The sequence below is a fragment of the Hominiventricola filiformis genome (assembly GCF_020686965.1).
Lineage (GTDB): Bacteria > Bacillota > Clostridia > Lachnospirales > Lachnospiraceae > Hominiventricola > Hominiventricola filiformis.
This window is the reverse complement of the sequence record NZ_JAJEPS010000004.1, coordinates 96,686-113,157: the sequence shown is the minus strand read 5'-3', so window position 1 is coordinate 113,157 and position 16,472 is coordinate 96,686. Positions and strand designations below refer to the sequence as shown.

General features: G+C 45.9%; 4 protein-coding genes. All 4 read left to right on the top strand.

Features of this window, described 5'->3' with window-relative positions; translation table 11 throughout:
- Window positions 1-9 precede the first annotated feature (9 nt).
- Complete coding sequence (locus LKD36_RS05940; protein ID WP_308459060.1) at window positions 10-8,115, top strand: FN3 associated domain-containing protein; 8,106 nt, start codon at window positions 10-12, stop codon at window positions 8,113-8,115.
- 70 nt (window positions 8,116-8,185) lie between these two features.
- The gene (locus tag LKD36_RS05935) at window positions 8,186-13,768 is read left to right on the top strand and encodes an FN3 associated domain-containing protein (RefSeq protein WP_308459059.1); all 5,583 of its coding nucleotides are present in this window, start codon (window positions 8,186-8,188) and stop codon (window positions 13,766-13,768) included.
- Window positions 13,765-15,552: a hypothetical protein gene (locus tag LKD36_RS05930; protein WP_308459058.1), complete on the top strand. Its 1,788-nt coding sequence runs from the start codon at window positions 13,765-13,767 to the stop codon at window positions 15,550-15,552. The genes LKD36_RS05935 and LKD36_RS05930 overlap by 4 nt, the downstream gene beginning before the upstream one ends.
- A 22-nt stretch (window positions 15,553-15,574) precedes the next feature.
- Window positions 15,575-16,465, top strand: coding sequence for a hypothetical protein (locus LKD36_RS05925; RefSeq protein ID WP_308459057.1), 891 nt, complete (start codon window positions 15,575-15,577; stop codon window positions 16,463-16,465).
- Window positions 16,466-16,472 lie beyond the last annotated feature (7 nt).

The following is a 16,472-nucleotide window of genomic DNA, read 5'->3' as shown; positions in this document are numbered from 1 at the left end:
GCAAAACAAATGAAAAACAAAGAACCTAAGAAAAAATGGACGGGAAAGAAACAGATCTGGTATGGAGCAGCCGGATTATTCTGTCTTGTGGCAGCCGTGCTGATACTGATACTGGGAAATGGAATGGGGGCGCAGGCGGAGCCTCTGCATATGGGAGACAAAACCCTGGATTTCACCCTGGATAGTACGGATCATTATTATGAAATCAAGAATAGTGCCCAGTTGTCTGCACTTGGAAATGCAACAGCAGACCAGACAAAGGACAAGAATTTTAAGCTGGTCAAGGATTTGAAGATTTCTTCTATCACGGCAGCATCTACAGGTACTTTTGCGGGAACGTTTGATGGAAAGGGTTATGTGATTACCATTGAAAAACTGGGGATCAGTGATGCTACACCAGGTACATCATCACAGGGTGTTTTATTTGGAACGGTTACAGGCACCGTCAGGAATGTGATTGTGAATATCACAGATGATGAAGCGACGTATAAAAGAACATCGGATGCAGGCGTGACGTCTTCCGAACAGACACCAGTGGAGAGGGTGGTATCCGGTGGGAAAACATTGGATCAGCCTCCGAAACCTTACGTAAGTTCAGATCTGGTCAGTGAATTGGATACAAAGAATGAATATAGGACTGCATATAATCAGATCAAAAATTATAAGGATACGGTAGATGGGACTGGCAAGGAACTGGAATGGCAGGTGATAAGTGAAACCGTTACAACTAAGACGCCCAATTCAGCCGGAGAAGACAGTTTTGGTATTATCTGTGGTGAGCTTTCTGGAAGCGGAACGGTTGAGCAGGTTCTGGTGGATGGAAAAGACCTTACAGTAACGCAGGAAGGCACAGAACATAAAGATCAGGTTGTGACTACTACTACGACTACTACAGAGTCTGTTTTCTATAAGAAAGAAGAGAATTATAAATTTAACGGGCTTAATAATATAGAAGTTTCTCTTCCTACACCGGCATTTTATGAGAAAGATGTGTCGGAAACAGGAACGAATGCGGAAGTAGGACAGCGCTTCAGCATTACAGCATCAGCTCCTGTCTATGAGGTGGCAGCGTACAGTGAAAATGAATATAAATATTCGATTACGTATGACGTTACGGTAACTTCTCTTAATGATTTGCAGCACACAGTACAGGTAACACCAGCGTTAAGCAGTACGACAGGCGGTACATGGAATCAGAGTAATGCTACTCTGACAACGGATGTAACGACTAAAAAAGCAACGACGACGTTTATTTATAAAGGTCCCTGTACGGCGGATTCTACAACTGTCAAGGCGCATTTTAAGGCTTCTGAGATGGTGGGGGAACAGACGGTTACGGCAACGACGTCAGACCTTGCGACAACCGTAAACAAACAGGCAGAGGTGAGCAGCACGGACAGTATACCTGCAGTTGGGACGAATGAACTGCAGGTAACGGTTACGGGACGGGACGAAATTGGGACAGCAGAGAGTTCCCTTTCTTATACGGTAACAGTAAAAAATAACAGTGGGGCAACTCTTAAGGATGTGAAGCTGAATTATGAAGGAACCGAATGGACGGTAGCAGATAGTTCTGGCTCAACGAATCCGATTTCTGTGGGAACATTGAATGCGGATGTGAGTAAAGAGTATACCTTTACCAGAACTGACAGTTTTTCTGTCGGAACGAATCCTTCTCTGTCGGTGTCAGCAAGTGGGACAAAGGTAACTGGGAATGGTGAGCAGAAACTGGTTACGGGGAATGCGACAAAAACAACAGAAGTAAAGAAGTCTCCAGATGGAACCCCATCAACAGTGACATCTTATGGAAAGGTGAATGGAACAACAGGTAATGTTCTGCAAGTCACAATTGAAGGGCAGAAAGAAGCTGTAACGGGAACGAAGGCGGGCAGTCTTACCTATACTGCAACCATAACGAATCTTACAGAGCAGGCGATGTCGAACTTAGTACTGAATTGGTATGGTCCTCTTATGGAAAGAACAGGAACACTTCCACCAGGGGCAACGGAAACAAAGGGAATGATTACAGTAAAGAGCTTAGAAGCAGGTGCTTCCATAACGATTTCCTTTACGAATGCTTCAGCACTTACGAAAGGAAATGATCCGTTGCTATCCATTACTGCAACTGCAAACCTATTGAATTCAACTTCTGGTACCAGTGAAGATGGAACAACTCCTGGCGGAACAATTACTTCGACTCCTGTTAAAACAGATGCATGTACAAAAACGACAAATGTACTTGCATCTATTGCATCAACCCCGAGCACAGTGGAGGCTGGAAATACAGCAATTTTATCCGGAAATCTTTCATTAAAGGTTACAGCACCAAAGTACACAGCGAAAAATACGGCGGTTATTTATACGATTGAAGTAAGAAGCAAAAAAGCACAGACCGTGACTTTAAGTACTCCTGATATTTTTTTAAATGGAACCTGGTATGATGGAAATACTGCTCTTTCAGGTGCACCTACAATTACTTTTACAGAAAGCGGGACAAAGACATACACCTATCAGGTTACCCCAACTGCATCTGCAGGAGATCTGGTGAATGCATGGAATTTAACTGCCGCAACATCAGAGAATGCAGAGACCTTATCCCTATCGGTGCCTGAAGTATCTGTCTATAATAATGGGAAAAAAGGGACATCTCCGGTAACAAATAAGACTATTGCAGCAAATGAACTGCAATTTACAGTATCGGCACCGGCGGTGGCAGCAGCATCCAACGGAACAGCGGAGATTGTATATAGGCTTGCTAATGTTCCAAAGGGGACAGTGCTTACTGCGTTTCCATCTGGCGGAACCTGGAAGCAGGGAAGTCAGACATCGACAGATGCTGCTTTTACAGCATCAGGTTCAGAAGAGGTATCCTATACACTGTCAGTATCGGAGTTGCCATCCGGAACGAAGCATAGGACTGTGAAGACTTCTTTTACAGCCAGCCAGACAAAAATTGCAACAACGCTCTATGCTGCAACGAAGGAACTTTCGACGGATATTTATGCTGAAAATGCCATGTTGAAAGGGGAGTCCCAAACTACAAATGGAGAGTTAAAAGCTACCGTGACCACCCAGGCCTGGACGACAAGTGACAGTACGGAATATACCCTGACATTACAGAACACAATAACTGGCAAGCGGATTTACATAGAAGCTATATCGGACGATTGGACATTAAAGACCGGAACATGGGATAAGGGATCCTATACGAGTATAAAGGATAACGCCCCGTTAGGTACTTTGAAAGGAAAGATCCTTGCGGATAATGCTGCCGTAGTTCTGAAGAAGTCTATAGCAAAGAACTCTGTAAACGGGCAGAAAGTTACGCTGTCTGGTATCCAGACAATCCGGGAAGCGGATGCCTATCGTTATACAAAAAGAAAAACTAAAAATCCACCTTCCGAAGACAGCAAGAATAATCCGTCTATTTTAGTAGCGAACAGTTTATCTGTCGGTATGATAGCCGGAAAGAGCAATGGTGGAAAGATTCAGGAGATCTCCGGGCAGCTGAATCTGAAGGCAGTTGCAGCAACCGGACTGGCATCCAATGGAGCTTCCCTGCGTGCAGGTGGAATTGTGGGGCATGCAGAGAAAACGGAGCTTCACGATCTGTATGTCCGGGGCAGTGTGAGTGGTGGCAATTATCTGCTCGGCACAGGATCCGTGGAAAATCTTCAGCATGTGATTGTAACAGGTACTTCGGATGTGGCCAATCTTGGAGTATCTAATCCGGGCGATACGGTTCTGGCTGGCATGGCAGCAGAGCCTGCAGATGGATGGGAAAAATGGAAACGCTACAGTTATTATCAGTCCGAATCTGATCAGGCAGGAGGCTTTGACCTTGGATGGCTGGTAAAAAAGGATGCATTTTCCATTACGCCACCGGTCACGAACGCTCAGACAGTTGTACAGACGAAGATCAAAGATGCAGCATCTGGCCGTAATTATAGTTACTATATGGCATACAGTGCGAGAAGGGAACAGACAGATCAGGATCATCAGATCTACTATTGCACGGAGCCGAATCTCAATCTGGGGAGCAGTGGATATTATAAGATCATAAAACTCTATGCTACAGATGGATATTATCATTATCTGAAAGAAGAGGATACATCCTACAGTTATCCATTCATGACGGACAACCAGAAACCTCAGTTTTTTGAAGCAGGCGGCTGGAAAGTAGTGCGTAAGAATAAAACTTCTCTGGAAGATGAGATCCAGCTGACGATTTTTGACAATGTAAAGGATTTAACGCTTTATTATTATAATGAAAAACAGTCAGGATGGACCGAATCCAGTGCAGAAACTATTGAAGGAAAAACAGTAAAGACATTTCCATTTCAAACAGCAGAGGTATCGATCCGTACATTACCTCAATATGAACAGAAATTCTATGAGGAGGAGACAAAGAAATTTGCAGTAACAGATCATCTTCCGCTTCCTGCACCAGGGGTTCAGGTATCTGATTTTTATCAGGAAGGTGGTAAGGAAAATATTGTTGATTTTAAGAATGGCAATATTTATGGAAATCAGGCGAAAATGAGTCTGACGGAAGAAAATACAAAATGCAGCTATCAGTACTATATTGCGAAAGAGGAGATTAAGGAGAACTGGCGGGCAGGACAGTCCATGCAGAATGCGTTGGGATATGTGATGGATCTGGGTTCATTTTCTTCTGTGGAATGGACAGATATTACATCAGGTTTTCAGATGCCGGAGAATGCAGGAACATGGTATTTGTATCTGAAGGTGAGTGCAGATGGATATGCACCGATTGTTTACCAATACGGTTCTTTCCAGACAGCTCCGGCGGCAACAGCGGAGATTACAGTGTATCTTGATGATGGCACGAAACTGGAAGAAAATGACAGAGTGGCATCTGGTGACAGATTCCGGTTTGCGTTTACAATGACTGAATCAGAAGCACTGGGGATGACACATCTTCAATATCTGACTTCCGTTTCTTCATTGACCGGAGATAACCTGCATATGGCAGATGAATGGAAAGCGTATACGGATACACCTGTAACAATCAATCGACCTGCTGGTGCGGATGAATATTATATCTATGCCCGGATCAATAACGGAAATGGAAAATATCAGGAAATAAAAACGTATCATTATACTTTTGAAGATGCAGCTGGAACGGTTACCATTTCTCCGCGAACAGTAAGTGTGGAAAGTATCGAAGATACATCTGCGGCATCCACGATTTCTTCCAGTGCGCCGATCTATTTGAATGCCCAGGAAGAGGGAGCGAGAATCCTGTACCTGATCAGTGACCGTCTGGAGGATAAATTTTCCTTTACCCGTGTGACAGAGAATCTTTCCGGATTGACTGACGGAGAAAATGGTTACTTTAAAGTAGGAAGCCGTTGGTACCGGACAGATGAAAATGTTCAGGTATATACGGATTCTATCAGCTTATATAATGATAGATCCAGTACGAAGGCACAGTATATTCATACGGCTGTTCTTGGAAGTGGAGGAGAACCTGGAGAAACCATTACATATGCATATCAGGTATCACCCATGGGACAGACTCCTGCACCGGAAGCAACTATGGATACGCTTCATTTCCCGGGAGGAGAAGACAAAGACAGTACGAAAGTCCAGAAAGGGGCAAGTCTTTCTTTCCAGTCACTGACATCAGGTGCGGAGCTCTATTACATTATCGGTGACGGAAGCACGGAAGTGCTGGATCATGAAGAAGGAGAAACCCGCCGCTATGATGATAAAAATGGAATTGAAGTAACAGGAGATTATGGCAATCAGTTTGTGATCCGGATGAAAGCTGTGAAATGGAGTACGGACGGAACCGGACGAAAAGAGCTGAAAGACAGCGAAACGGTAAGGTTTATTTATACCATTGCGGATCAGGAGCAGACAGTGGCACCGACAGCTACACCATCTACCTCTGATCAAGAACCAACCGTGATTAGACCGGGAGATAAGATTCTTTTATCCACACCGACAAAGGCTGCTTCCATTTACTATACCGCTGATGGATCAGTACCGTCGGTGACAAAGTCAGAGGATGGTACATTTGCACCGGAGGGCAGTACGCTTCTCTATGATGCAGGACAGGGAATCATGGCACCGCCTTCCGGAAATGGCTACTTTACCGTGAGGGCAATTGCAGTACATCCGGAGCTGGCCAACAGTCCGGAAGCAAAATATACCTACAGTTTTCCTTCTGATGTGGGGATACCTTATGCCAATATTCCATCCGGTGATGTGGATATGGGAACAGCGGTCATCCTGAAGAACAAAACGGAAGGTGCGGAAATTTACTACACAGTATCCAGAGATGGAACCACACCTGAAGATCCGACGATCTCCAGTTCCGTCTTTGATGCGACCCAGCCGATTATCATTAATGGAGCGACGGTGATCAAGGCAATCGCGGTAAAGGATGGGGTGAAGAGCGGTATTCTGACACTGACTTATAATTCCAGAGAGCAGCTGTCCGCACCGACGGCATCCATCGACAGCGGTGCCATGGTATCAAGAGGAACCAGACTGAAACTGAAAGCAGCTGACAGGGCATCCATTTATTACACCATGGATGGAAGTGATCCTTCGGACCAGAGCAATGCATCTGTCATATCCGGAAGTGAACTGATTCTGGACGGTGCTGCAGGAAGTACGGTTACTGTAAAAGCCTGTGCGCGAAAAGATGGAAAATCGGTCAGCGAGGTAGTGACATTTACTTATCAGATCAGTCAGAGCGCAGGAGGCGTGACGGCAGATGTGCCGAATGGAACACTGGTGTCCATCGGTTCCAAGATCAATCTGATGACAGATGTAACAGATGCTGAGATCCGCTATACGACGGATGGCTCTTCTCCGGCAGACAACGGAATCAAAGGTACTGTTGTGACAGTGGATGGAACATCCGGAAGCAGCTTTATGATTAAGGCGGTGGCTGTTGTGGACGGAGATGCAGGAACCGTATGTACATTTACCTACAAGATTAAGGAGAAGCCGTCTGCACCGACAGCATCACCATCCGGCGGTACGCTGACAGTGGCGACAAGAGTGGAACTGAATTCTTCTGCGGAGAAAATCTATTATACGACGGATGGCGTGACGCCGACGGAGGGTTCCAGTCTTTATAAGGAGCCGATCCTGATCAATAAGACCACCAATCTGAAAGCGATTGCGGTATCTGCAGACGGCGAGGTCAGTGAGGTGGCATCCTTCCAGTACACGGCGGCGCTGAAGGCAGAGAAGCCGACGGCATCCCATGATACCGGCACCGTGCTGGAGCCGGGAACGGTTGTGGCGCTCCATACGGATACGTCCGGTGCGGAGATTTATTATTCCACCGATGGAACGGAACCCACCCGGGACAATCTGGATTCCATGACGTTATATACAGAAGATGGGATTACCGTGAACCGGACTGTCACGATTCTGGCGGCAGCATACCGGGAAGATATGCAGCTTTCTGCTGTAACCGAACTGTACTACCAGGTCGATACGATACCTGCAGTGGAACAGAAAAAAGCGGAAGAGGCGCTTCTGGAAGAGCAGCAGCTGAAGGATACCGACAGCAGCGGACTGACAAGAACAGAGGAACAGCAGCAGAGCACTTCCTATCAGAGCAGGGTGCTCAGGGAACGGGACTGCAATACGGTGGTTTCTTCTACCTGGGAATCCATCCCCAGTGATGCGGTTCTGGTAACGGAAAAACAGGAGTATGGACAGGAAGCCCTTGCCAATGTGCGGCAGCTGTTCGGAGATGATTATACGATTATCAGTTCCTATAATATGTATCTGATGCGGGGCAGTACCATTGCACAGCCCCAGGGCGAGGTGGAGATTGGAATGCCAATACCGGAAGCTTATGAAAATGCAGCAGTGACCATTGTTTATATTGATAAAAATAATAAGATCACGAAGAAAGAGACCCGCAGACAGGATGGCATGGCCTATGCGAAGACCGATCATTTCAGCCACTATGCACTGGTAGGTCTGGAAGAAGTGGCATCCGACGGCTGGACAGTTTCTTATCTGCTTATACTGGAAGCGGCAGCAGCGGTGACTGTGATCGCAGGACTTGGTTATTATATTTCAAGAAAATGGAAAAAAATGAAAAGGGACAGGTAAAGACTACCCGAACGAGTAATGAGCACTGCCCGAAAGTATGATACTCTTTTTTACAAGAAGGAGCATGTGTATGAAAAGACAGAACCATCACAGATACAATTTCATATGGCGAAGAATCCTTTTCAGCGCAGTGCTGACGGCAGTGCTGCTCGTGAATATCTGGGCGGTATTTCCACAGGAGACTTTGGCAGACAATCCATCCGGAAAAAAAGGAATGGTCTACTGGGATGAGGACGACTTTTGGAACGGTATCCATATTGCAGGATATCGGGTAGAGCAGAAGGTGGATGCAGAAAAAATCAGCATCGATGATCATTCATACACGCTGAAGAAAAAAGCGGATGAAAACGGTGTGCAGGCTTATACCGTAGATGGGCTGTATCATACAGACTCTACGGTAACCATGAAGGAATTAAATCCGCATGCGGATTATGAAAGAGGAACGATTACATATCCCTCTGATAGAACATACACCGAATATTCCCATTATATCAGCAGAAAATCAGCAGTTACCTATTATAAACTGATCACAGAAAAATCCGAGCCCTATGCATTTACAGATTTTGAATCAGAAGTCCGGAAGGCTTATAAAGCTGCTCATGCAAAGGAAACTGTTTCAGACAAGATGCTTGCTACATCGGAAGACGGATTCGGAAGTGCGTTTAATACATATATTGCTGAATATATGAATCAGCAGGGGGCGGAAGAATATTCTTCGGATGAGAAAATTCCATTACGGAAGGACGGCCATGACATTGTGAGAATTGATGTACTGACACTGACTCCGATTGACCATTATTTCAGACTTTACTCATCGAAGGAAGATAAATATCTGCGTCGTGACTATGATGAAGTTACTTACTGTTGTTACAGTTACAATTTTTCCGGTCCAGCCCTTCAGCTGAAAGCTCCATCATTGACTCTGGAGAGTGGAACCGAGCTGCAGACTACGGGTGCGACAGAGCTTTATAAAGATGATGTGCTTGTGAGTATGACGGCTCAGAATCCGAAACCGGATGATAAAGATGCAGTATCAGATTATGGATCTATAAAAAATAATATTAAGTATCAGTATTATCTCTCTGATAGTGAACTGCTTTCTTATGCGAATGTACAGTGGAAGGGATGGGAGCAGGATACTCCTGTTTCCCTGAATGGAAAAAAATATCTTTACGTAAAAGCAGTTGTGCCGGAAAAGCAGAATACAACAGTGTATCATTTTTCAAGCAGTGAGCCGGTATGCTATGAGTTGAATTATAAGACAGAAACAGCCGGAAAAGTGACAGCAGAAATCGAAAATGTCCCAGTCACAGAGGGGGCAACTTTGGCAGATACGTTGACGCTTTCGGGAGAAAAGGGTGAAACACTGCTCTATACGATGGATGAAACAGCACCGATCACGGGAAAGGCAATGCTTACGACCAGTAAGCGCACAGAACTTGAACAGGCTGCTGCAGATTCAACCGGAACAATTACAGAATATCAGCAAAAGAAGTATATCCGCATCAACAAACTCTGGTATGAGTGCAGTGACAGCGTGCAGGAATATAATTCTCTTTCACCGATTTCAGTTTCCTATAAAGAGGATGGAACTGTAACGATTTCTGTACAGGCGGTGGCAGAGGGAAAACTTCCGGGAGAGAACCAGCTCATTCGTTTTCAGAAACTGACTGCTCCGAAAGCATATCTTGAGAATGGAGAGAGCCTGTCAGCAGATAAGGTGATTTCCAGTGAAGATATGATTACGTTAAAAGATGGCAGTAAAAACGTAGAATGGCAGTATTACCTTTCGGGAAGTGCCATTACCAATTTTTCCGGTGTGAAGTGGGAAACCTGGAAAAAACCATTCTCACCGAGACAAAACTATTATCTGTATGTCAGGGCAAATTCAGGTAAAAGTGATTCCACAAAAGTGGCAAGTGCTGTCCGGGGTTACCATATCAGTTATATTGCAGAAAAACCGACTCCGGTGGCTGCATCGGTAGAGACCGATACGAATGTAAAAGGAGCAAAACTTTTCGATACGGTAAAACTGAAAGGAATTGGTGATCATGCGTTAGCATTTTACTCCTTTACAGAAGTGGCAGAGCCCTTCATTGCGGGGCAGAGTTCCGGGATGATAGCAAAGCTGAACAGTCTGGCAGGTGAAAAAATACCTGCAAGTGTGGAATATGAAGGAAAAAGATATGTGCGCGTAAATAAAGTATGGTATCAGTGCAATGATACGGTAAAACTTTATGAGGACGGTATAGAGATTTCCCATGACAAGCTTATAAAAACAGGGGAAACCGTATATGCCTGGAAGCTGGAAGAGGGGAAAATCGTAAATAAGGATGCGGTTTCTTTCTCATATAAGAAACTGAATCCGCCTTCTGTTACGCTGGAAAGCGGTAAAACAGTGGATCAGAAAGTAGAAAAGGCAGATCAGATTGTTGACCTGATACTTGCAGAACAGGTGGAGACAGGATCAGTTACACTTCAATATTATCTCAGTGATAAAAAGCTGGTGTCTGTAGATCGATGGATGACCTGGACAGGCAGTCCGGTATCTCTGGAGGGAAAGAAATATCTGTATGTTCGGGTAATTCCGAAGGATGAGGACGGGACGAAAGGATATACAGGAAGTATCCCGCAGGAATATGAACTGCAGTACATAGAAGATACTTCAGGGAGAGTAAAGGCAACTGCATATGCCGGAGATCAGGAAGTGGAAGGCGGAGTTGATTATGGTGATAAAATTGAGCTGATTAAACTAACAACAGAAGAAGAAGATGCACTGATTTTTTATACAGTTAATCAATCAGAACCGACATTCACAAAAGTATCTTATGAAGCCCGACAGACGTTGGAAGGAAAATATAAAGGGACGGAGTTAAAAAGTATTACCTATGATGGCAAGCGCTATGTGAAGCTGAACGGACTCTGGTATGAATGCGGGGAGGATACCCGACTTTACGAAGACAAGATTACGGTAGATGAGAGCATCTATACATCCAACTACCTGATTATCAATGCACAGGCATTGACGAATGGAAAAACGATCGGATCAGCTGACCGTTTTACCTATTCTTTCTCTTTGAGAAGTCAGGTGAAAATACCGACGGCGAATCCGAAGGATGGAGAGAGTATTTCCATGGGGGATTCCATCAGCCTGTACTGCAGCACAGAGGGGAGCCGGATTTTCTACACGGTCAATGGAAGTGCTCCGGTAGTGTCTCTGAATGGTACGGAAGTGGTGATGGGAAAAGATACCTATGAGTTCAAAGATGCACCCATAGAGATTACAGATGATATTGCGGACTATGGAAGTTCTCTTACGATCACGGCCATTGCATGCAGCCTGACCAGTCAGTATGGTGAGCTGGTGCGGACCATGAAAGACAGTGAACTGACCAGATTTGTATATAAGGTAACAGATCAGCCGGTAGTGGAATCGGTCACTTCTGTTCCATCTACGGATTCGGAAAACCGTACCATCGTAGAGATTGGTACAAAGATTCGGCTATATTCCGCAACGGAAGGTGTGACGATTTTCTATACGACGGATGGCTCTGAACCGGTATTTGATGAGACAGCACTGGAGCCAAAGAACAGTGCGACCAGAAAGTATAATGGCTCAGAAGGCATTACGGTACCGGCAATCGGTGACTCTTCCCTGTTTACGATCACAGCAGTGGCTTATAAAGAAGGACTGGCAAGCAGTGCGATTTCCAGGCTGGTGTTCGCATATCCGTCAGCAGTTTCTTCTCCTTACGCAACTCCGTCAGGAGGTGCGGTGACAGAGAATACGCAGGTGACTCTGAAGACTGCAACGAAAGATGCGGTGATCTACTATGAGATTGCTTACGGAGGAGATACACCGAAAGATCCGACAGAAGAAAGCAATGTATTTGACAGCGACAACCCGTTTACGATTACAAAGAAGACGACCATCAAAGCTTATGCGGTAAAAGATGGCATGGAGAGTCAGATTGTTACTTTAACCTATGAAGTATCAGAAAAACTTTCCACACCGACACCATCCATTGATACAGGATCGGTAGTAGCGTCTGGAACGGTGATCGGTCTGGAGGCGGAGAAGGATGCGACGATCTACTACACGGTAGACGGAAGCGATCCCAAGAAAACGGATAACCAGAAAGTACTGGTAGGTGACCGTGTGATCATCAGCGGTAAGGCCGGAGATGTAGTGAGTGTCCGTGCCTATGCGGCAAAGACCGGATACAGTGACAGTGAGGTTGGTTATTACAGTTACAGTATCAGTAGTTATGAGGGCGGTATCTTCGCAGATAAAGAGACTGGAAGCATTGTAAAGAACGGAGAGATCATTCACTTAAGTTCCGACGTGTCAGGGGCAGCGATCCATTACACGACAGATGGTTCAACTCCCAGCGAGAGCAGTTCCGCAGGAAGCGCAGTGACGATCACCGGAACACCGGGTGAAAATGTGATTGTCAAAGCCATTGCCATAGCAGACGGCACTGACAAAGCAGTATCAGCAGCTACCTTTACTTACACAATTATGGACAGGCTGGCAGCACCGTCCGCATCCGTACCGGATGGAGCAATTTTCACGGAAGAAGGTGCGGTGGAGCTTACCGCAGAGACCGGAAGAATCTTCTATACGACAGATGGAACGGATCCGACAACGGCAAGCAATCTTTATAAGAAAGCAATTTCCATCAAAGAATCCGTGATAATTAAAGCAGTAGCGGTTGCAGATGACTATGAACAGTCCGAAATCAGCACGTTTACCTATGGCTTTGCCGATCAGGTGGCAGCTCCGACTGCGAATTTCGCCAGCGGGGAACTGGAGATGGGAACGGAGATCACCTTCAGCACGGAGACAGATGGTGCTTCCATCTATTACCGGACAGACGGAATGGATCCCAATCCGGATGAAAAGACAGGTCTTACTCTTTATACAGGTCCGATCAGCGTGGAAAAGGCAGTGACGTTCAAGGTCATTGCAGTAAAAAATCAGATGGCGGACAGTAAGGTTCTGACTGCCGGCTATACGGTGAGGGAGCCGGTTGTAGTAGAAGAAATCGAGGAAGAAGAGACCCCGCAGGATAACAGCGGAACGGGAAGACTTCAGAGCAGACGGAATTTTTCCAATGCACAGGCAGGTCCCAGCTTTACAGATGTAGTATTGAAGAATGCTGTTTATGGAGTGGTGGTCTCAACAGATGAAGAGGTACTTCCGGAAAATGTACAGCTTCTGGTGGAACAGACGGGAACGACAGATGCTTCCGAGCGTATGGTAAAGCAGATCATCAATGAAAATTACGGACTGGTGGCAGCTTACAATGTAACGCTTCTTTCGGATGGACAGGAGATTCAGCCGGATGGAGAGATAGAGATCGGACTTCCCATTCCGGCAGCCTATGAGAACAGTATTGTTCAGGTAGTCTGTTTACAGGAAGATGGTTCTGTGGAAACGTTTGAGACCAGAAGATCCGGAGGAGAGGCCTACATTAAAACAAACCATTTAAGTGTATATGCCATTGCGGCACCTACAGAGTACAGCGAAGGAAAGAAAGCATTCCCGTGGCTTGCGGTTGCCTATAGTACAGCAGTCGTGCTGGCCGGGATCGGAATCCTGCTGCTGCGCAGATCCAGAAAGAAAAGAGAGGACGAAAGAGCAGAATGATGAACCGAAAGTATTATTCCTTTGAACGGAACAATTATTATTATGGAAAACTGCTGACATCAAAGGATTTTCAGAATGAGCAGGATTACATAAATAACAAAAGAAGACTGATCAACCGGGTTCTGCATGGAGTCGGCATCGTCTATGGACTGGATGTGGTGGCAGCTGATGACTCTTCCATCATTCTGCAGTCCGGTATGGCCCTTGATGCAGCGGGAAGGGAGATTGTGGTTCCAAGGACGCAGGTGCTGAAATTATCCACGATTGAAGGATACAGCAGTCTAAAGACCGATACGATCTGTCTGGGAATTGCCTATGAGGAAAAGGGAACCGAACCGGTCTATGCAGTGATGGATACAGAAGAAGACGGAAGAAAGTACAACAGTACGAAAGAGCAGTACCGTTTGTATCTGCTTGACAGAAAAGACTGTATCAGAGATACGAAGACGGAGGACCGTTATCTGACTTCAGCGGTGCTCTATCAGGATCAGGACATTCAGGTGATCCAGTATCTGCCTGCTTTTATCACTCCGCAGACCGTGTTGAAGGGCAGGACAGAGATCAGGAAAATCAGTCATACGCCTTCTGTATTTTCTTTTTCCTGCAAGGTAACGGCAGACCGGATGAAACCGGAACAGACAGTGATCCGGGCAGAAAATGTCAGCCTGGAATATGGAAAGAAAGTCATTCTGGAACAGTCCTTCCGGCCGGAAGATTACATTTTCAGTGGAGAGGAACTGCTGCTTGATTTTCAGGATATCCAGGTTGTGGGAACCGGATCGGAGGAATCGGCGGAAGCTCAAAGCATGAAAGTGACTCCGGTGCAGGATTCGGTTCTGGAACATGTAAGAAAGACCAGTTATCAGGGAACCCTGGATGTGGATCTGGATCGTACCTATGATGAAAAGCTGTTCATTGCGGAGATTCATCTGATTCGGTCTGATCATCATTCCATGATTGATGAGGTGGGAAGACCGCCCTTTGACCAGTATGTGAGCAGCGCTGAGCAGCTGATGATTCTTGAGCAGCTTCATGAATATCTGGTTCCGGAATCTTCCTGTCAGGGACAGCTTCCGGTATCGGAAGTCCGGATACAGGAACAGGGAAGCTATCATTCAGAGAAAGAACGGCGTGTCAATTCCAGCGGCGTCTTCGAGATGTCTCTTGGAAATGGCGGAGAGATGGGAAAAGTATATTTTTCCGATGAGATTATGCATGGACTGGGAAACGGTCCTGTATGTGTGGAGATCGGTGTGGAATATATCAGCCGGGACAATATCAGCAGCAGTGACCGGGAGTCTATTATTCTGGGAGACGGAAGTATCTTTGCTTCAGACAGTACGGTGACGGATGAAAAGGTATTTGAACTGGATCAGGCAATCAAGATTTTGCCGGAGAGAGGAACCTTTATCGTAGGTGTGCGGCCCAGAAGCAAAATGGGAAAGATCGGACTTCGGATCCGCTGGTATGCGTATAAGCCGGAGGACCTGGAGCAGAGAGTTTACAGTCAGAAAGACCAGAAGGGCTGCATTATGATACAGCCGGATACCATGGTTCTTTCACCGAAGAGCAGTGTTCACATCAATCCGGTATTTATCAATATGCCGGAGGAGACCTTAACTTATACGCTGCTTGATCCGGAAGGCGGCAAGATAGACAACAACGGTGTCTATACCGCTCCCGCCCAGGAAGGTGTCTATGAGATCAAAGTGGAAGCACTGGCACATCCGGAGATATTTACACATGCATTTATGATTGTGTCGCAGAAGAAGACGGAAGAATAACGAAAGAAGCAGGTGAGAACAGATGATTCCAGCATTGGGTATGGAGCTGGAGACGGTGAGAACCGTTCTTCAGAATCAGGTGAATGATATCTACGTATGTACGGACCTTTCCGGAGAGACGGGAGTGTTCTATACCGTGATTGCCATTCGCGATGCAGCTGTCAGAAAGACGGTGACGGAAAAACTGAATACAGGACGTCTGTTCTTCTCCAATCAGGATTTTTTAGGATCCTTTGTCTATGAGAGCAGGCTGAATCTGGTGTTCCGCTATTATCACGAAAATCTCCTGTCCCTTCTGGGCGGAGTGTATCTGGCAGAGTTTGTACAGTGTAAGAGGGCAGCATTAAACCTTATTGCAGCCTGTGCGGAATCCGGGGCAGACGCTGATCTGGGAATCCTGCTTCTTCATGACAGAAATATTAATATTACAAGGGACGGCGGAATTCAGTTTAATTATTTTATGGATTTCGCAGAACTGAAAGAAGGAACAGAAGAGGCGGAGTATTTTCTCGCAGCAGCGGAAAAGGCATTTGGCATTCTGGAACTGAACTATAAGGGACGTTATGAATCAAGGGATGGTTATCCCGGAGATTTACGGCTGTTTGATATGAAAATGCGGACGACCGGATTCACTTCCTTTGGTTCCATTATCGCCACAATCCGCAGCATGGCGGATAAGCCTGTGGAGATGAGAGGAATTCTCTGGTGGTTTCGGAGCCGCTTCCGCAGAGTCCGGAATTTCCTGTTCAGAAATGCCATGACAGCGTTTCTGACGATTCTGGTGCTGGTTACCCTCATTTATGCGGGAGGACAGATCAGAACCCGCTGGAAAGTCCGGAAGGCATATGAGAGTAATGTAAGTTATAACGGTATTGAATACATCGGCAATGTCTATTTGGGCGATGGGGAATAAAAGGAGT